At 72.6% G+C, this 18,713-nt stretch carries 15 protein-coding genes; 7 read left to right on the top strand and 8 right to left on the bottom strand.

The genetic code is table 11. The features are described 5' to 3' along the window. The first annotated feature begins 165 nt into the window (after positions 1-165). On the top strand, positions 166-753 hold the full coding sequence (locus PGH47_RS05135; protein WP_271662442.1) for an Rv1733c family protein: 588 nt from the start codon (positions 166-168) through the stop codon (positions 751-753). A gap of 28 nt (positions 754-781) precedes the next feature. Here PGH47_RS05135 and PGH47_RS05130 read toward each other — a convergent pair whose 3' ends face one another. Next, entirely contained in the window at positions 782-2,455 is a 1,674-nt protein-coding gene (locus PGH47_RS05130) for a DNA alkylation response protein (RefSeq protein ID WP_271662441.1), read from the bottom strand. Positions 2,456-2,530: 75 nt separating this feature from the next. Here PGH47_RS05130 and PGH47_RS05125 point away from each other — a divergent pair, with 75 nt between their 5' ends. Then, positions 2,531-3,286 (top strand): PaaX family transcriptional regulator C-terminal domain-containing protein, encoded by a 756-nt coding sequence (locus PGH47_RS05125; RefSeq protein WP_271662440.1) that lies wholly within the window; start codon positions 2,531-2,533, stop codon positions 3,284-3,286. 139 nt (positions 3,287-3,425) lie between these two features. On the opposite strand, the gene PGH47_RS05120 is transcribed toward PGH47_RS05125, so the two are convergent. Continuing rightward, positions 3,426-4,208, bottom strand: coding sequence for a pectate lyase (locus PGH47_RS05120; protein WP_271662439.1), 783 nt, complete (start codon positions 4,206-4,208; stop codon positions 3,426-3,428). A 52-nt stretch (positions 4,209-4,260) separates the two neighbouring features. Further along, on the bottom strand, positions 4,261-4,383 hold the full coding sequence (locus tag PGH47_RS05115; RefSeq protein ID WP_271668296.1) for a hypothetical protein: 123 nt from the start codon (positions 4,381-4,383) through the stop codon (positions 4,261-4,263). 397 nt (positions 4,384-4,780) lie between these two features. Between PGH47_RS05115 and PGH47_RS05110 the strand changes: the two genes are divergently transcribed. After that, positions 4,781-6,094 (top strand): extracellular catalytic domain type 1 short-chain-length polyhydroxyalkanoate depolymerase, encoded by a 1,314-nt coding sequence (locus tag PGH47_RS05110; protein ID WP_435887831.1) that lies wholly within the window; start codon positions 4,781-4,783, stop codon positions 6,092-6,094. A 116-nt stretch (positions 6,095-6,210) separates the two neighbouring features. Continuing rightward, on the top strand, positions 6,211-10,533 hold the full coding sequence (locus tag PGH47_RS05105) for a cation-translocating P-type ATPase (protein ID WP_271662437.1): 4,323 nt from the start codon (positions 6,211-6,213) through the stop codon (positions 10,531-10,533). Between the two features lie 36 nt (positions 10,534-10,569). Here PGH47_RS05105 and PGH47_RS05100 read toward each other — a convergent pair whose 3' ends face one another. Then, on the bottom strand, positions 10,570-11,649 hold the full coding sequence (locus PGH47_RS05100) for an NADH:flavin oxidoreductase/NADH oxidase (RefSeq protein WP_271662436.1): 1,080 nt from the start codon (positions 11,647-11,649) through the stop codon (positions 10,570-10,572). Between the two features lie 150 nt (positions 11,650-11,799). On the opposite strand from PGH47_RS05100, the gene PGH47_RS05095 reads away from it, so the two are divergent. Continuing rightward, positions 11,800-12,153: an ArsR/SmtB family transcription factor gene (locus PGH47_RS05095; RefSeq protein ID WP_271662435.1), complete on the top strand. Its 354-nt coding sequence runs from the start codon at positions 11,800-11,802 to the stop codon at positions 12,151-12,153. On the opposite strand, the gene PGH47_RS05090 is transcribed toward PGH47_RS05095, so the two are convergent. Then, positions 12,073-13,452: a nucleobase:cation symporter-2 family protein gene (locus PGH47_RS05090; RefSeq protein WP_271662434.1), complete on the bottom strand. Its 1,380-nt coding sequence runs from the start codon at positions 13,450-13,452 to the stop codon at positions 12,073-12,075. The two genes, PGH47_RS05095 and PGH47_RS05090, sit on opposite strands and share 81 nt — an antisense overlap. A 97-nt stretch (positions 13,453-13,549) precedes the next feature. Continuing rightward, positions 13,550-14,920 carry an FAD-dependent oxidoreductase gene (locus PGH47_RS05085; RefSeq protein WP_271662433.1) on the bottom strand — a complete coding sequence of 457 codons (1,371 nt, stop codon included), beginning with the start codon at positions 14,918-14,920 and terminating at the stop codon, positions 13,550-13,552. Positions 14,921-15,118: 198 nt separating this feature from the next. On the opposite strand from PGH47_RS05085, the gene PGH47_RS05080 reads away from it, so the two are divergent. Beyond that, positions 15,119-15,613 carry a DUF6214 family protein gene (locus tag PGH47_RS05080; RefSeq protein ID WP_271667987.1) on the top strand — a complete coding sequence of 165 codons (495 nt, stop codon included), beginning with the start codon at positions 15,119-15,121 and terminating at the stop codon, positions 15,611-15,613. Between the two features lie 82 nt (positions 15,614-15,695). On the opposite strand, the gene PGH47_RS05075 is transcribed toward PGH47_RS05080, so the two are convergent. After that, positions 15,696-16,319, bottom strand: coding sequence for a DUF305 domain-containing protein (locus PGH47_RS05075; protein WP_271662432.1), 624 nt, complete (start codon positions 16,317-16,319; stop codon positions 15,696-15,698). Between the two features lie 129 nt (positions 16,320-16,448). On the opposite strand from PGH47_RS05075, the gene PGH47_RS05070 reads away from it, so the two are divergent. Next, positions 16,449-17,945, top strand: a complete 1,497-nt coding sequence (locus tag PGH47_RS05070) for an LVIVD repeat-containing protein (RefSeq protein WP_271662431.1) — start codon at positions 16,449-16,451, stop codon at positions 17,943-17,945. Here PGH47_RS05070 and PGH47_RS05065 read toward each other — a convergent pair. Next, positions 17,933-18,637, bottom strand: coding sequence for a TetR/AcrR family transcriptional regulator (locus tag PGH47_RS05065; protein WP_271662430.1), 705 nt, complete (start codon positions 18,635-18,637; stop codon positions 17,933-17,935). The two genes, PGH47_RS05070 and PGH47_RS05065, sit on opposite strands and share 13 nt — an antisense overlap. Between the last annotated feature and the right edge of the window lie 76 nt (positions 18,638-18,713).

Raw genomic sequence — 18,713 nt, 5'->3', positions numbered from 1 at the left:
TCCCGGCCGCACTGTGCGGGCGCGTTTGGCGAAGACGCCGGCGAGGGCCGCGTGACCCGTGCCACCGTCGAGTCGGGTAGGTGCCGTGAGCATCCGCCTGCCGGCTCCCGTATGGGAGGGAGGTCGGTAGGGCATGTTCGTGCGCTCATGAGGAGGAAGCCTTCGATGGCGTTCCGTGGTCCGCAGGTGTGGCTGTGGCGTTGGCGGCGCAATCCGCTCAGGCGCCGGGCCGACGCGGTGGAGGCCTGGGTGCTGCTCGCCGCCTGGGTGGTCACCGTCCTCGCCGGAGTGCTCGCGGGCCTGGCGACGGCCGGCACGGTGGAGCAGGGCATGGCCAGGGAACGCGTCGAGTGGCGGCCCTCGGTGGCCCTGCTCACCGAACAGGCGCCGGGCCCGGCCGACTCGCGCCCCGCCACCTCCAGCAGCGAGCAGGTGTGGGCGAAGGTCCGCTGGAGCGCGCGCGACGGCTCCGCGCACACCGGGCAGGCCCGCGTCCAGCCCGGCAGTGGCGTCGGTACACCCGTCACCGTCTGGACCGATCCGCAGGGCCGCCTGGTGACGAGACCCGCCACCCCCTCCGAGGCCCGCACCCGGGCCACCCTGGTCGGCGGCATCGCGGGCGTCTGCGCCGCATGCGTCCCCTTCGTCGCGGGCCGGGCCCTCCGCAGCCGGCTGGAGAGCCGGCGAATCGACCAGTGGGGCTACGAATGGGCGCGGTTCGGCCCGTTGTGGGGCGGGCGGACCAGGGGGTGACGGGCGGGCGCACGCCCCTGCCTGGACCTCATCCCTGGGCCGGCAGGGCCCGCTCCAGAATCCCGTCGACGTCGGCCGAGTCGGGCAGCGTCCCGAACGCGTGCCCCCAGTCGCCGCCGAGCCGGGTCGCGCAGAACGCGTCGGCGACCGCCGCGGGGGCGTGCCGGACCAGCAGGGACGCCTGGAGGGCCAGTGCCATCTGCTCGACCAGACGGCGGGCACCCGCCTCCGAACCCGAGGCCAGCATGTCCTTCAGACGGACGACGGCCGAGTCGAGCCGGGCGTCCGCGCCGCGCGCCGAGCTGAGTTCGGCGAAGAGGGCGTCGGCGGTGCCCTGCTCCCGGCCCAACGCCCGCAGGACGTCGAGGGCGTTGACGTTCCCCGAGCCCTCCCAGATCGACAGCAGGGGAGCCTCGCGGTAGTGGCGGGGCATGCCGGAGTCCTCGACGTAGCCGTTGCCGCCCAGGCACTCCAGGGCCTCCGCGGTGAACGCCGGACCCCGCTTGGTGACCCAGTACTTGCCGACGGCCGTCGCGATCCGGCGGAACGCCGTCTCGGTCCCGTCCGCGTCGGCGCCGCGCACCACCCGGTCGGCCGCTCCGGCCAGCCGTAGCGTGAGCGTGGTGGCCGCCTCGGACTCCAGCGCCAGGTCGGCCAGGACGTTGCGCATCAGGGGCTGGTCGACCAGCCGGGCGCCGAACGCGCTGCGGTGCCGGACATGGTGCCCCGCCTCGACGAGCGTCTTGCGCATCAGCGTCGCCGACGACATCACGCAGTCCAGCCGCGTGCAGTTGACCATCTCGATGATCGTCTTCACGCCCCGCCCCTCGGGCCCGACCAGCCAGGCGACGGTGCCGTCGAACTCCGGCTCGGAGGAGGCGTTGGAGCGGTTGCCCAGCTTGTCCTTCAGGCGCTGGATGCGGAAGGTGTTGCGGCTGCCGTCGGGCAGGACGCGCGGCACGAGGAAGCACGACAGACCCCCTGGCGCCTGGGCCAGGACGAGGAAGACGTCGCACATGGGCGCCGAGGTGAACCACTTGTGGCCGCGCAGCGTGTACACGCCGGGCTCGGCGGTCGGCCACGCCGTGGTCGTGTTCGTACGGACGTCGGAGCCGCCCTGCTTCTCGGTCATCCCCATGCCCGCGAGCAGGCCCCGCTTCTCGGTCGGTACTCGCAGCCCCGGGTCGTACTCCCGGCTGGTCAGCAGCGGTTCGTAGACCTTCGCGAGCTCGGGCTGCCGGCGCAGCACGGGGACGGCGGCGTACGTCATCGACGTCGGACAGCCGTGCCCGGCCTCGGTGTGTCCCCACACCATCCCGCCGGCGGTACGGGCGACATGGGCGCCGGGCCGCTCGTCCGCCCAGGGCGCCGCCGCGAGGCCCTCGCCGACCGCGACCCGCATCAGATGGTGCCAGCTCGGATGGAACTCGACCTCGTCGACGCGATGCCCGTACCGGTCGTGCGTGCGCAGCTCGGGCTCGTGCCGGTTGGCCTGCTCACCCCACTCCTGCGCCTGGGCGCTCCCGGCCCGCAGACCGAGCCGCCGGACGTCCTCCTCGGCCCACCCGGCACCCTCCCGGCGCAGCCCTTCCAGCAGGGCCGTGTCCTGCGCCGCGTCGTACGGCGCCAGGGGCGGGGGCTGGTTGGTGACGTCGTGCGTGGCGTACTGCCCGGACTGCTCCTGCGCGAGTATCGAGACCATACCGTCAGTGTTGCACCATTGCTGCGGTTGCAGCAATCCTGTAATACGCCGAGTCGGCACGTAAGGTACCTGGCCATGCCGAACTACGCCTCCCCGCAGGCCGACGAGGTGGAACTGCGTCCGCTGTCCGCCCGCTCGGTCGTCCTCAGCCTGCTGCTGGGTCTGCATCCGCCGGAGCTGCCGGTGAAGGACCTGGTGAGCGCGGTGGAGCCGTTCGGGATCGCGGGATCGACCCTGCGGGCGGCGCTCAGCCGGATGACGGCGGCCGGTGACCTGCGGCGCGCGGACACCGTCTACGGTCTCAGTGACCGGCTGCTGCAACGCCAGCGGCGCCAGGACGACGCCGTCCATCCCGGGACCCGGCCCTGGGGCGGCGACTGGGAGATGGTCGTGGTCACCGCCACGGGGCGGGGCGCCGCCCAACGCGCCGAACTGCGCACCGAGCTGACCCGCCTGCGGCTCGCCGAACTCCGCGAGGGCGTCTGGCTGCGGCCGGCCAACCTGCGCCGCGCCCTGCCGGCCGGCCTCGACCAGGTGGCCCAGCGCTACACGGCCCGCCCCGAGCGCCCGCCGCTCGCACTGGCCGCGAGTCTGTGGCCGCTGGACGCCTGGGCCGGCACGGGACACGCCCTGCTCGCCCATGTCGCCCGCGCGCGGCAGCCGTCGGACCGCTTCACCGCCTTCGCGGCTGTCGTACGCCATCTGCTCGCCGACCCGGTACTGCCCGGCGAACTCCTCCCGCCCGACTGGCCCGGCGCGGGACTGCGGGACGCGTATGCCGACTACCGGCGGGAGTTGGCACGGGACGTACGCGCGCGTGAGGGCCGCTGACCGATCGGAGAGGCACGCGCGTACCCACCGGACAGGCACGCGCGTGCCGGTCCCGAACGACACGGCGGCCGCCCGAAGCGCCGGGCGGGAGCGCTTCGGACGGCCGCTTTCGCCGTGGGGGACTACCTCCTGACGCGGGCTACCTGTAGGTGATGTCCGAGCTGGAGTACAGGCAGTTCGTGCTGTCGGGGCCCGTACCGACGGCCGTGTTGTTGTTGTACTTCTGGCACGGGACGACCTTGCGGCCGGAGTCGTTGAGGATCGTGATGCCGCGCAGCGTCGCCACGTCGCCCCGGTTGACGTTGATGCCGACGAGGCGGGCCGTGGACCCCGTGCCGGTCACCTCGATGTTGCTGAGGTTGACCTTGCGCGTGTACTGCGTGGAGCAGTCGCCGCACGAGCGGTACAGCGTCTTGAACTCGCTGACCGCGAAGTTGGAGACGTTCAGGGTGCCGGGCCCGTTGTGCTGGAAGACCTTGTCGGCGGCCTTCCTGGCGCCGCCGCCGGTCACGGTGTAGGTGGAGCCGCCGCGGAAGGTGGCGGCGTCCTCGCCGACGTCCTCCCACCACACGTTCTGGAGGGTGCAGTTGCCCTCGCAGTGGATGCCGTCGGCGCCGGGCGCGCCGATGATGACGTTCTTCAGCGTCGCGCCGGCCGCGAGTTCGAAGATCGGGTCCTGGCCCTCCTCCTGCCCGTCGCCGGCCAGGTCGCCGCTGCCGTAGTACCGGACCATGCCGCCGTCCCGGACGCCGGACACCTTGATGGTCGAGCTCACCGGCTGGCTGCCGGAGGCCGACGGCCAGGTCGCGGCGCTCGCCGGCGGAGCACCCAGTGTCGTGATCATGACAGATGAGAGGCCGAGTGCGGCCAGGCCGCCGGTCAGCGCGCGCCGCCGGGCGCGCGGCTTTGCTGGTGAAGTCATGTCCCGATGCCTTCTTCCGGTTGGGGGTGGTCAGTGCTTCGTTCGGGGGAGGTCAGAGCTTTCCTGCGCCCGCGCCGCCCGTCACCGAGGCGGCAACGGTGGACGCGGACTCCGCGGTGCAGCCGTAGGGCGGCGAGGTGAAGGCGTTCGACGTGGAGAGGGTGACCGCCGTCACCGGTGCGGTTCTTTGCGGGCGTGCACGTGGGGGGATGGTTCGCATGCGGATGCGTCCCTTCGGGGAGTATCGACACGATCGGGTACGTGAACGATGTGCATCAAGCAGAACGCCGTGCGCGGGCAGGGTGGCCATGTGGGGGTGTTGCGGAGCGGCTCGGTCACACTGCTGAACGGAACGTATGGGGTAAGCGCTTTCTGGTCAACGCTTTGCGCGGAAGGATTCAGCCAGTTCTGATACGGGCGAGGGTGGCGGTAAGGGCTATCTGACCGATGCCGTGGGAGCGCTTCCATGATGAGCGTGTTCATGCCACGATGCACTCGCGTGCCTGCCCGATGGCTCGCATGCTTTTCACGTGAGAGGACGTCCACGAGCCGCGATCAGAAGGGACAGGGACGTGCCCACCCCCCACCGCACGACCGTGAGACGACAGCTCCTGGCGCTGTTCGCCGCCCTCCTGCCGCTGCTCGCGGCACTGCTCGTCGCAGCCCCGGCGGCCGGCGCCCGCACCGAGGCGGCCGACGCCGTCCCGGCCGCGACGCTCACCGAGGTCGCCGACTTCGGCACCAACCCCAGCAACCTGCGGATGTACGTGTACGTGCCGGAGAACGTGGCCGCGAAGCCCGCGGTCCTGGTGGCCGTGCACTGGTGCACCGGCTCCGGCCCGGACATGTACAACGGCACCGAGTACGACACCCTCGCCGACCGGTACGGCTTCGTCGTGCTGTACCCGTCCGTCACCCGCAGCAGCAAGTGCTTCGACGTCTCCTCGCCGCAGGCGCTCAGGCGCGACGGCGGCAGCGACCCGGTCGGCATCAGGTCCATGGTCGACTGGGCCACGCGCACCTACGACGCCGACACCGGCCGTGTCTTCGTCACCGGCATCTCCTCCGGCGCGATGATGACCAACGTCCTGCTCGGCGACTACCCCGACGTGTTCGCCGCCGGCGCCGCCTTCGCGGGCGTTCCCTTCGGCTGCTTCGCCACCACCGACGGCTCCGAGTGGAACAGCGCGTGCGCCCAGGGCACGGTCACCCGCACCGCGCAGCAGTGGGGCGACACCGCCCGCGCCGCGTACCCCGGCTACACCGGTCCCCGCCCCCGAATGCAGCTCTGGCACGGCACCGAGGACGACGTCCTGCGCTACCCCAACTTCGGGGAGATGATCAAGCAGTGGACCAACGTCCACGGCGTCGGCCAGACCCCGGCCACCACGGACTCGCCCCAGTCCGGCTGGACCCGCACCCGCTACGGCGGCACCGGTGACCGTGCCCCCGTCGAGGCGATCAGCCTCCAGGGCGTCGGCCACAACCTCTACGGCTACGGAATGGCCGCCAAGGTCCTCGCCTTCTTCGGCCTCGACAGCGGAGGCCCCACCCCGCAGCCCCAGCCCGGCGCCTGCAAGGCCGGCGTCACGACCAACACCTGGAACACCGGCCTCACCGCCTCCGTGACCCTGACCAACACGAGCTCCACGTCCGTCAACGGCTGGCGGCTCGGCTTCACCCTGCCCACCGGCCAGACGATCACCAACGGCTGGGGAGCCACCTACGCCCCGTCCTCCGGCGCGGTGACGGCGACGAACGCTTCGTACAACGCGACCCTCGCGCCCGGTGCGAGCGTCAGCATCGGCTACCAGGCGAGCCACACCGGCAACAGCGCGGCGCCGGGCGCCTTCACGCTCAATGGAACGGCCTGTACGGCCGGGTGATGGGCGCGGTCGGGGGCGAGCCGGCGCCCCCGCCGTTCGGACGGGTGACATTCCGTTTTGCGGGAACCCGGCGGCACGCAGGCGATGTAGATCGAGGACTCCGCTGAGGGCGCGCCATGGCTCTGTCACTGATCACACGTCCGACGGCCGCCGCGGCCGGGCTGGTCGCGGCCGGACCGAGACTGCTCGCGAGAGGAGCCGCCCCCGCGGTGGGAATCACCGCGGGGGCGGTGACCGCGACGGCCCGGGCGGGGGTCCGGAGCGCCGACAGCGCGGCCCGTGTCGTACGGGTCGCCCGCAGCACGCTCGCCATGCACCAGCACCCCTGGCGATCCGGCGCCCGGGCCCACCTCGCACTGCGGCCCGAGGCGCCGGAACGCGTACGACGGCTGGGCGGCACGGAACACGCGGCACGCAAGGTCGCCGAGTCTCTGGCGGAGCGGCCCGACGTGGCGCTGGCGTACTGGGACGGCGGGCTGTGCCGGCTGGTGATCACCGCCGTGGAGGACTCGGCCGGCGACCGGGTGCTCAAGAGGGCGACCGAGCTCGCCGCCCAGCACGGTCTGGCCCCGACGGGCGAGGCCGTGGACGAGGTCCCCCACCCGGCCGACCCCGCCGGAGTGCGGGCCGCCGCGGCGACGCTCGCCGCCGACGGGATCGGGATCGCGGCCGCGTTCGCCGGGTACTTCCTGCGCCTGCCCGCCTCACCCCAGTCGGTGACAGCGCTGGTGACGCTGCTCCGCGAGAACCCCGCCTTCCGCGACTGGCTGCGCGCGCGGATCGGCCGCTCCCGCATGGACCTCGCACTGGCCGTGGCGCACGCGGCCGCGCACGGCGCCGGACGCACCCCGACCGCCCTGGTGCTGGACGGCGCGCTGCGCTCGCTCCAGCTGGCGGAGACGGTGGCGCGGGCCACCGCCTTCGACAAGGTCCACGACGACGTCTGCGCGCCCGAGCGGTCCAGCGTCGCGGGCACCGGCTTCCCGCGCCCGCCGCTGCGCACCTCCCCGGCGCAGGAGTACGCCGCGCACGCCGAGGCCGGCAGCCTGGTGGGCGCCGCGGCCATGCTGCTGGTCAAGCACGACGGCACCGAGGCCGCAGAGGCGGTGCTCGCGGGCGCACCCAAGGCCGCGCGCTACGGGCCCGCCGCCTTCCACGCCGTACTGGCCTCGGCGCTGTCCCGCACCGGCGTCCTGGTCCGGGACAGCGAGCGGCTGCGGCAGCTGGAGATGGCCGACACGGTCGTGCTGCATCCGAGCGCGCTGCGGACCGAGGGCGCCGGCGCCGACCCGTGGGCCGAGGCCGTGCTGGACGCGGCCCGGCGTGCGGGGCTGCGGGTCGTCATGGTGGACGACCCGGCGCTGGCCGACTTCACGAGCCTCGCCGACCAGGTGGTGCGCGACGGACGGCCGCTGCGCGAGGTGGTCGAAGAGCTGCGCGGCGACAGCGGCGCCGTCGTCACGGTCGCCCGGCCCGGCGCGGACGACGAGGACGTGCACGACGGACTGCTCGCCGGCGACGTGGCCGTCGCCCTCACCGACCGCGACGGCGCCCTCGTCTGGAGCGCCGACGTGCTCGCCCCGCACGGCCCCGCCGATGTGTGGCGCCTGCTGCGCGCGGTCCCGGCCGCGCGCAAGGTCGGCCGCAGGTCGCAGACCCTGGCCCGGTCCGGAGCCGCGCTGTCGGGGCTGCTGGTGGCCATCGGCAAGTCCCGGCGTGGCCGTCGTACGCCGTGGTCGGGCCTGCGTCATACGCCGGTCGACGCGAGCGCGGCCTGGTCTCTGCTCGCCGGCACGCGCGCGGCCGTCGGCGTGGCCCTCGCCCGCGCCCCGCACCCCAGGCCAAGGGTGGCCTGGCACGAACTGGAGCACCGGGAGGTCCGCGCACGGCTGGCGGACGAGTCGGGCCCCGGGCCGACCCTGCCCGAGCGGGTCACCGACGGCACGCGCGAGGCGGTCCGGACGATGGCCCGCAAGCGTGTGTTCGCCCCGGTGAGCGGGCCGCTCAGGCTCGCCGGTGCCGTGCGCGACGAACTCGACGATCCCCTCACCCCCGTACTGGCCGTCGGCTCGGCCGCCGAGGCCATCCTCGGCTCGGTCCTGGACGCCCTGCTGGTCATCGGCGCGCTCGACCTGAACGCACTGGTCGGCGGCGTCCAGCGGATGCGCGCCGAGCGGGCGCTGTCCTGGCTGCTGGCCAAGCAGAAGCGCAAGGCGCGCGTCACCGCCGAGGACACGCGGTCCCGGCCGCACCTGGTGGATGCCGCGAAGCTCAGCCCCGGCGATGTGATCGAGCTCCGGGTCGACGACGTGGTGCCCGCCGACGCCCGCATCGTGGGGGAGGACGGTCTGGAGGTGGACGAGTCCGCGCTGACGGGGGAGTCCCTGCCGGCCGACAAGGACGTCGATCCGACGCCGGACGCCGCGGTCCCGGACCGCCGCTGCATGGTGTTCGAGGGCACGACCGTGGTGGCCGGGCACGCCCGCGCGGTAGTGGTGGACACCGGGGACCACACGGAGGCCGCGCGCGCCGTCGCCCTCGCCGCCCGCCGGCCACCGTCCGCCGGAGTGCAGGCCAGGCTGCGCGAACTCACCGACAAGGCACTGCCGTTGACGCTCGCGGGCGGGGCCGGGGTGACCGCCCTCTCGCTGCTGCGCGGCACCCCGATCCGACGTGCGGTGAGCGGCGGGGTCGCGGTGGCCGTGGCCGCCGTGCCGGAGGGGCTGCCGCTGGTGGCGACCGTCGCGCAGCTCGCCGCCGCCCGTCGGCTCAGCAGCCGCGGCGTGCTCGTCCGGGCACCGCGCACCCTGGAGGCGCTCGGCAGGATGGACACCGTCTGCTTCGACAAGACCGGCACGCTCACCGAGAACCGGCTGCGCCTGGTGCGGGTGACCGAGGCCGACGGCACGGTCCGCGGACCGGACGAGAAGGCGGCCGACGACACCCTGAGGGCCGCGGCACGGGCCTGCCCTCGCCTTGCCGTCGGCACTGACTGGCCGGTGCACGCCACCGACGAGGCCGTCCTGGACGCGGCGGCGCCCGACCCCGACTGGACCCAGAGCGAGGGCCTGTCCTTCGAGGCGGGGCGCGGCTATGCCGCCGCGGTCGGCCGGACACCGGACGGCGCCCCGCTGCTCGTCGTCAAGGGCGCCCCCGAGACGGTGCTGCCCGCCTGCCCCGGCGTGCCCCCGTCGGCATCCGGGAGAGCACAGGAGCTGGCCGGCGACGGACTGCGCGTCCTGGCGGTCGCCCACCGCACCCTCGACCCGTCCGAAGACCCGGCGGAGGTCCTCGAACAGCCTCTGGGGGAGCTGGAGTTCACCGGCCTGCTCGCTCTCGCCGACGTACCGCGAGAGACCTCCACCGCCCTGGTCCGGGGCCTGCGCGAGGCAGGCGTACGGCCCGTCATGCTGACCGGCGACCACCCGCGGACCGCCCGGGCGATCGCCGCCGAACTGGGCTGGCCCGCTGACACCGGCGTCGTCACGGGCGACGAACTGGCCTCCGCGGACCGGGAAGGGCGCATCCGGATGCTCCGTGACGTGGGTGTCGTGGCCAGGGTCGCGCCCGAGCAGAAACTCCAGGTGGTCGAGTCGCTGCGGGACGCCGGGCGGGTCGTCGCCATGGTCGGCGACGGAGCCAACGACGCCGCGGCCATCCGCGCCGCCGACATCGGCGTGGGCATCAGCGCCCGCGGCTCGGCGGCCGCCCGCAACGCCGCCGACCTCGTGCTCACCGACGGGGATCTGACGGTCCTCATCGACTCGGTCGCCGAGGGCCGGGCCCTGTGGCACAGCGTCGCCGACGCCATCGCCATCCTGATCGGCGGCAACGCGGGCGAGGTCGGCTTCGGCCTGCTCGGCACACTCCTGTCGGGCGAGGCGCCCCTGTCCACCCGTCAGATGCTGCTGGTGAACCTCTTCACGGACCTGTTCCCGGCGATGGCGGTGGCGGTCACGCCGAAGGAGGCGGACACGGTGGCCGCCGGGGAGGCGAACGCAGGACCTTCGACCGGCCCCGCCGGCTCGGACGGCACCGAACTCCTCGGCGCCCCGTTGATCCGCAAGATCAGGCACCGGGCCCTCACCACCGCCCTGGGCGGCACGGCGGCCTGGCTGTTCGGTCGCTTCACCCCGGGCACCGCCCGGCGCTCCACCACGATGGCGCTGTGCGCGGTGGTCGGCACCCAGCTCGCCCAGACGCTGGCCGACCGCAAGGACAGCCCGCTGGTCCGCGTCACCGCACTCGGTTCCGCGGCCGTCCTCGTCGTCCTGGTCGAGACACCCGGGGTCAGCCGTGTCTTCGGCTGCACACCGCTCGGCCCGGTCGCCTGGGCCGGTGTGGCCGTGTCGATCGCCGTCGCCGCGGCGGGCGGGCGCGCGGTGCCGTACCTGGATCGGCTCGTCCTGCGGCAGGCGCCGGCCCGGGGTGACCCGTAGCCGCACGGCGGTCAGGTCACCCCAGTGCGTCCGCGGTCAGACGGACCGGTGGTACTGGTCCGGCACGTGCACGTCCCCGCCCAGCTCCCGGGCCGCGTGCCGGGCCCACGACGGGTTGCGCAGCAGCTCCCTGCCGAGGAGGACGGCGTCGGCCTCGTCGTTCGCGACGATCTTCTCGGCCTGCTCGGCCTCGGTGATCAGGCCCACGGCGGCGACCGGCAGCGATGTCTCGGCCTTCACGCGCGCCGCGAACGGCACCTGGTAGCCGGGGCCGACCGGGATGTGGACGCCGGAGGCGTTGCCGCCGGTCGAGACGTCCAGCAGGTCGATGCCGTGGGCCTTCAGGTCGGCGGCGAAGCGGACGGTGTCGTCGGCGGTCCAGCCGTCCTTCTCCAGCCAGTCGGTCGCGGAGATACGGAAGAACAGCGGCTTGTCCTGCGGCCACACCGCGCGCACGGCGTCCACGACCTGGAGGGCGAAGCGGGTGCGGTTCTCGTACGAGCCGCCGTACTCGTCGGTGCGGTGGTTGGAGTGCGGGGACAGGAACTCGTTGATCAGATAGCCGTGCGCGCCATGGATCTCGGCGATCTCGAACCCGGCGGCGAGAGCGCGGCGCGCGGCGTCCGCGAACCGGCCCACGACCTCCTGGATCCCGTCGACCGTCAGCTCCGTCGGCACCGGGTGACCGTCGGCGAACGGGATCGCGCTCGGCGCCACCGGCTGCCAGCCGTAGGAGTCCGGCCCGACCGGCGCGCCGCCCTTCCAGGGCCGGTCCGTCGACGCCTTGCGGCCGGCATGGGCAAGCTGGATCGCCGGCACGGTGCCCTGCGACACCAGGAAGCGCGTGATCCGGCGGAACGCCTCGACCTGCGTGTCGTTCCAGATGCCCAGGTCCCAGGGGGAGATCCGGCCCTCAGGGCTCACGCCGGTCGCCTCGACGACGATCAGGCCCGTGCCGCCGGCCGCGCGGGCGCCGTAGTGCGCGAAGTGCCAGTCGTTGGGGGCGCCCGTGTCGGGGCCCTCCGGTGCGGCCGAGTACTGGCACATCGGGGGCATCCACACCCGGTTCGGGATCGTCACTTCACGCAGGGCGTAGGGCTCGAAGAGCGCGCTCACGGCGGACTCCATTCGTCGCTGGGGACCAGTCGTCTGCTCGTACGATAGGCATCGTAGTACGGCAGATGTCAAACTACGAGAGGTCTCGTACAATGGCAGAGTCCGTCGGCAAGGTGGGCCGGCCGAGGAACCCGACGAAGTGGAGCCGCCGTGACCAGCGCCGCTGTCAGCAGCCGAGACCTCCCGCACCCGGAGCGTGAGGAGATCCGTCTCGAGGGCGTGCTGCACGCGCTGTCCGACCCGCTGCGGCTGTACATCGTGCGGGAGCTCGCCGCCGTCGGCGACGAGCTCTCCTGTTCGCACTTCGACCTGCCGGTCACCAAGTCCACCACCACGCACCACTTCCGGGTGCTGCGCGAGAGCGGGGTGATCCGGCAGATCTACCGGGGCACCGCCAAGATGAACGGCCTGCGCAAGGACGACCTAGACGGCCTTTTCCCGGGACTGCTCGACGCCCTTCTCGACGCCGCCTCCCGACAGGCCGCCCGGCTCGGGGGCGTCTGAACCGGCCTTCGCGGGCAGGTGGTTGAAGAGCAGGTTCAGTACGATCGCCGTCAGGCAGCCCGCGCTGATGCCGCTGTTCATCACCGTCTGGAACCAGTCGGGGAACTTCTCGTAGATCGCCGGCACCCCGACCGGCAGCATGCCCATGGCCACCGAGACGGCCACCACCGTCAGGTTGTTGTTGCCCCTGAAATCGACCCCGGCCAGGGTCCTGAGCCCGCTCGCGGCGACAGTCCCGAACATCACCAGACCCGCACCGCCCAGCACCGGTGCCGGTATCGCCGCCACCACCGCGCCCAGCTTGGGCAGCAGGCCGAGCAGGACCAGGATGCCGCCCGCGGTCGCCACCACCCAGCGGCTGCGCACCCGGGTCATGCCGACCAGACCCACGTTCTGCGCGTACGCCGTGTACGGGAAGGTGTTGAAGACGCCGCCCAGCACCGTCGACAGGCCGTCGGCGCGCAGGCCGTCCGCCAGGGAGCGCGGCTCGACCTTGCGGTCGGTCATCTCGCCGACCGCGATCAGGTCGCCGGTCGTCTCGGTCATCGTCACCAGCGCCACCACCAGCATCGACGCGATCGCCGAGAACTCGAAGGTGGGCGCCCCGAAGTGGAACGGCGTGCTGATCCCGAGCCAGTCCGCCTCGCCCACGCCGCCGAAGTCGGTGAAGCCGAACGGCACGGCCACCGCGAGTCCGACGACGATGCCGATCAGTACGGCGATCCGGCTGAGGGACACCGGCGCGAACCGCTGCACACCGAGCACCACGGCGAGCACGAAGGCGGCCAGCGCGACGTTCCTCGGCTCCCCGAAGTCCGCCGAACCGGCGCCGCCCGCAGCCCAGTTGCCCGCGACCGGCAGCAGGGAGAGGCCGATGATCAGGATCACGGTGCCGGTCACCAGGGGCGGGAAGAAGCGCAGCAGCCTGCCGAAGACCGGGGCCAGCAGCATGATCGCCAGTCCCGCGACGATCACGGAGCCGTAGATCGCCGGGAGTCCGCCGCCCGTGGTGCCGATCAGCACCATCGGGGAGACGGCTGCGAACGTGCAGCCCTGCATGATGGGCAGTCGCACGCCGAAACGCCAGAAACCGACGCACTGGATCAGCGTCGCGATACCGCACACCAACAGGTCGGCGGTGATCAGATACGCCAGGTCGGCGGGCGGCAGTTTCATGGCGCCGCCGACGATGAGGGGAACGGCGACGGCACCGGCGTACATGGCGAGGACGTGCTGGAGGCCGAAAGCGGCGAGTTGCCGGGCGGGTGGGACCTCGTCGACGGGGTGTGCGGTTGTCATACGCGGACCGTAGACTCCTTTGACAGTTTGTTGATTTCGAGTGTGTTGCTTGCTCGTTCCCAGTGCGGGTCGTGGCCGGCCGCTCGCCCCTGAGCGTCTAATGGGCGCTGCCGTGCACGGCGTTCATCAGCGACTGCCAGTCGGGCAGCTTCACCACGCCCCTGCCGAGCGACGCCCCCAGCTGCGCCTCGGCTCGCTCGATCGACTGCCAGCCGGGCCACTCGACGGGCTCGACACCGTCGGCGCGCAGCGCGGTGAGCGGATCGCCGGGCAGCTCGCGTCGGGCGAGCGCGGCGGCGTCCTCCAGCAGCGACGTCACCGTCTCCTTGGCGCACGGCCGGTTGGTGCCGATGACGCCGGTCGGGCCCCGCTTGATCCAGCCGGCCACGTACTCGCCCGGCGCCACGGCGCCCTCGCGCAGCACCCGCCCGCCGAGATGCGGCACCGTGCCGCTCGCCGCGTCGAAGGGCAGGCCCTCCAGGGGGACTCCGCGATAGCCCACCGAACGCAGCACCAACTGGGCCGCGATGTCCTCGTACCGGCCCGTGCCCGTCACCCCGCCCTGCCCGTCGGGCACCGTGCGTTCGAAGCGCACCGCGCCCACGCGCCCGGCCTCGGCCAGGAGTTCGACGGGGCGCAGGAAGAAGCGCAGCCGGATCCGGTGGCGGGCGCCGCGCGGCGGGGCCTCGGCCCAGCCGCGCAGCACCGCGACGTTGCGGCGCTGCGGCGCGGGCAGTCCGGAGGGGTCGGCGTACGCCGGGTCCAGCTCCAACTCCCGTGGATCCACGGTCACTTCGGTGTCCGGGAGCGAACCCAGCTCCCGCAGCTCCTTGGTGGTGAAGCGGGCCTGCGAGGGGCCGCGGCGGCCGACCATGGCGATGTCCGTGACACGGCTCGCGGCGAGCGCGGTGAGCGCGCCCTGCGGAATGTCGGTGGGGCTCAGTTCGGTCGCGCCGCGGGCCAGCATCCGGGTGACGTCCACCGCGACGTTCCCGACGCCGATGACCACGGCGGAGCTCGCGCCGGCCACGAAGCCGTCCTGGTCGGGGGAACCGTTCGGCTCGTGCTCCGGGAAGTCCGGGTGGCCGCTGTACCAGGACACGAACTCCGTCGCCGACCAGCTGCCCGGCAGCTCCTCGCCCGGAATCCCGAGGTGCCGGTCGGTGGCGGCGCCCACGCAGTACACCACCGCGTGGTACAGCTCGCGCAGCCGCGCCCCGGGCACCCCGTCCGGGCCGATCCGGACGCCGCCGAGGAACCGCACCCGCTCGTGCTCCAGGACCGTGCGCAGGTTGTTCTGGAGGGACTTGATCTTCTCGTGGTCCGGCGCCACGCCGTAGCGCACCAGGCCGTACGGGCAGGGCAGCCGGTCCAGGACGTCGACGCACACGTCGTTGTCCAGCTGTACGAGGCTCTGGGCGGTGTAGCACCCGCTGGGCCCGGAGCCGACGACGGCGACACGAAGCACGGCGGAACTCCTTGTCCGGGGATCGTCAGGAGTCGCTCTCGGGTCCAGCATCGCACCGCTGCCGCTCCGCTGACAGGGTGCTGTGCGCCGTACAGGACGCGTGTTCGTTCGTATGGAGTGTGATCATGCGGTTACGTTGCGTGTGTGCTGGAAGCATCCTTTCTTAATCTGTCCGATCGCCCCGCGGCGGACGGAGCCGTGTCGGTGTGGCCCGCATGGAAAGTGCGGGACGGTGGCGGCGCCACTGTGTGGTTCGGCGTCCGGCTGGAGTTCGGTGACGGTGCGAGGGTCGACGCGGTGGCCGTGGTGTCCGAGGGGTGCGTCTCCATCGAGGACGTGCGCGCCGAGCCGGCGCTCTCCCTCGACGACCTGACGGCGCTCGCCGACTGGATCGAGGGGCCGCTCTCCGAGGCGTGCGGCATCGGGACCGGGCCGGACACCGACGGAGGTGAGGACGGCGAGGATGCCGAGGGCGGCGGGGGCGCCGGGGCCGGGCGGGTCCGGTCGGGCTGGCCGCGCGGTGTCGAGGGGCAGTGGCTGATCGCACAGAAGTACCGCGCGGCGCAGCAGGCGGGCGCCGACCCCGTGCTCGCGGTGATGAGCGCGACCGGGCACAGCCGCCGCAGATCGCTCCGGCTCATCGGGCAGGCGCGCGACGCGGGATTCCTGACCCCGCGCCGCGCCCGCCGCTGAACGCGTGCCCCCCGCCCGCCGCTGACCGCGGTCTGGGCGCCGGCACCGCGGCTGCGGCGGCGAGGTGCCGGAGCCGGAGCCGTCAGAACATGTCCCGCATCCGGGTGATCTCGCTCGCCTGCTGAGCGATCACCTCGTCCGCCATCTCCTCGACCCGGATGTTGTTCCCCTGCCCCTTCACATCGGTGGCCATGGTGATCGCCCCCTCGTGATGGGTGATCATCAACGTGAGGAAGAGCTGGTCGAACGCCTTCCCGCGCGCGGCGCGCAACTTCTCCAGCTGTGCCTCGGTCGCCATGCCGGGCATCGAGCCGTGGTCGTGGCCGTCGCCGTGCTCGGCCTTGCCGTGGGTCTTGAGCCAGCCCTGCATGGCGGCGATCTCGGGCTTCTGCGCGGCGGCGATCCGCTCGGCGAGCTTCGTCACCTTCGTCGACTCGGCGCGGTCCGGGGCGAGTTCGGTCATCTCAAGGGCCTGGGTGTGGTGCGCGATCATCATGCGTGCGTACGAGACGTCCGCGGAGTTGGGGGAGTCGTCCTCGGCGCGCTGCCGCTCGGCCTCCTCGGCGGACAGCATCCGGTTCGACTCACCGGGCTTGCCCGGCACGATCACCGAAGGACCGCTGCGCGCGGGCGACTTGGCGTCGGAGTCGTCGCAGCCGCCGAGCACCAGCACGGCGAGGGCCGCCAGCACGGTCGGTCCTGACATGACGTGCGACGCGCGGCGGGTCGGCTGCCTTGTTACATGTTCATTGCCCCCTGTTGATATGTGCATGACCGTGACGATACTCGTTCGTGTGTGAACCGTTCCAGTGCGAACGGAACAAGGGAGGAAACAGTGATCCTGTTCAGCAGACCCCCAACACGCCGCAGACGCCTGGGAGTTGCCACCGCCGCCGCCGGGCTCCTGGCCGCACTGCTCACCGCGCAGCCGGCCCTCGCGACCCCCGACCCGGGGGACGGCCCCGTCGCGGAGCAGGAGGTCTCCGAGCGCACCCGCGCCCAGGTGCGCGAGTCGCTGGCGGACGGTGAGATACCGGGCCAGAACGAGATCGTCCACTCCGACAACATCGAGCACCTGGCGTCCGTCCCCAAGGACGCGCTCCAGGGCACCAATTCCGATCTCGCCTTCCAGGGCCGATACGCCTTCGCGGGCAACTACGACGGCTTCCGCGTCTTCGACATCAGCAACCCGGCAGCGCCGACGACGGTCGCCCAGGTCCTGTGTCCCGGCTCGCAGAACGACATCTCCGTCTCCGGGAACCTGCTGTTCCTGTCCACCGACTCCTCTCGCAGCGACAGCAGTTGCAACAGCACGACCCAGCCCGTGACCGAGAAGTCCTCGTGGGAGGGCATGAAGGTCTTCGACATCAGCGACAAGCGGAACCCCAAGTACGTCGCCGCCGTCGAGACCGCCTGCGGATCCCACACCCACACGCTGGTGCCCGAGCGCCGCAACGTCTACGTCTACGTCTCCTCCTACTCGCCGGACGCCTCCTACCCGGACTGCCAGCCGCCGCACGACGGCATCTCCGTGATCAAGGTGCCGCGCCACGCGCCCGAGAAAGCGGCCGTGGTGAACTTCCCGGTGCTCTTCCCCGGTGAGGGCCCGGACGGCGGCGGCAACCCCGGCCCGCCCGGCGGCGTCCGCAAGACCACCGGCTGCCACGACATCACCGTGCTGCCCTCGAAGGACCTGGCCGCGGGCGCCTGCATGGGCGACGGCATCCTGATGTCCATCGCGGACCCGGAACACCCGAAGGTCATCGACCAGGTCAGGGACGACGTGAACTTCGCGTTCTGGCACTCGGCGACCTTCAACCAGAAGGCGAACAAGGTCGTCTTCACCGACGAGCTGGGCGGCGGCAGCGCGGCCACCTGCAACGCGGAGATCGGCCCGGACCGCGGCGCCGACGGCATCTACGACATCGTCGGCAAGGGCGACAAGCGCAAGCTGGTCTTCCGCAGCTACTTCAAGATCCCCCGCCACCAGGCCGCCACCGAGAACTGCGTCGCCCACAACGGCTCGCTGATCCCGGTCAAGGGCAAGGACATCATGGTCCAGGGCTGGTACCAGGGCGGCATCTCCGTCTGGGACTTCACCGACTCGCGCAACCCCGAGGAGATCGCCTACTTCGACCGCGGCCCGCTCACCACGGACGTCCTCAGGTCGGCCGGCTCCTGGTCGGCGTACTACTACAACGGCTACATCTACTCCAACGAGCTCGCGAGGGGCTTCGACGTCCTGAAGCTCAACGACCGGCGTACCGCTCCGGCCCGTGGGGTGCACCTGCGCGAACTCAACGTCCAGACCCAGCCGGACTACTTCGACTGAGCGGACGGATCCGGCCGGCCCTCCGGGCAGTCGGGTGGGGACCCGGTCGCGAAGTACCGTGACAGATCCATGTCGCAGATCCCGCCGGACACGGCCTCCGCGTCCGGCGGGACGCCCTGCTCCCGGTCGAGCCGGTAACGCTTGAACAGCTCCGCCCGCAGCACCGGCACCGGCATCGGCACCCCCGGCACCAGCGCCGCGTACACCGCGCCCATGAGCAGGGCGCGCAGCATCGGGTAGTCGGTGTCCGGGTCCGCCGAGCCGTGCCCTACGCAGACCTCCCGCAGCAGCTCGGCCAGCCGCCGCTGTTCCGGGCACTGCATGAAGCCCTCGGCCTGAAGGATCCCCGCCATGTGCTGGCGCATCAGCACGGGCCGGTCCCGGGCCAGGCCCAGGATCGCGTCGATCGCCCTGGCCATCCGCTCCCGGCCGTCGTCGGTGCGCGGCTCGCGCTCCAGCGCCTCCTCCAGCGTGCGGTACATCAGCCGGTGCACCGCGGACTGCACCAGCTGGCGCTTGCCGGGGAAGTAGTACGACACCAGTCCGCGCGCCGATCCCGCACGGTCCGCGATGTCGCCCAGCGTGGTCGCGTCGTAGCCGTGCTCGCCGACCAACTCCACCGCCGCCTGGAGAAGCCGCTCCCGGGATCGCCGCCGCAGCTCTTCATTGACCGAGGCGCTGCGCGGGGACATGCTGTAACTCCTGCGTTGACTGGCTGCCAGCCAACTATACTCAACGCGTCCGGCCCGGCCTCGATGACGCCAGGTC

The organism is Streptomyces sp. HUAS 31 (genome assembly GCF_028198125.1).
GTDB lineage: Bacteria > Actinomycetota > Actinomycetes > Streptomycetales > Streptomycetaceae > Streptomyces > Streptomyces chartreusis.
The sequence above is the reverse complement of the archived record's forward strand: the minus strand, read 5'-3'. Positions and strand labels throughout refer to the sequence as shown.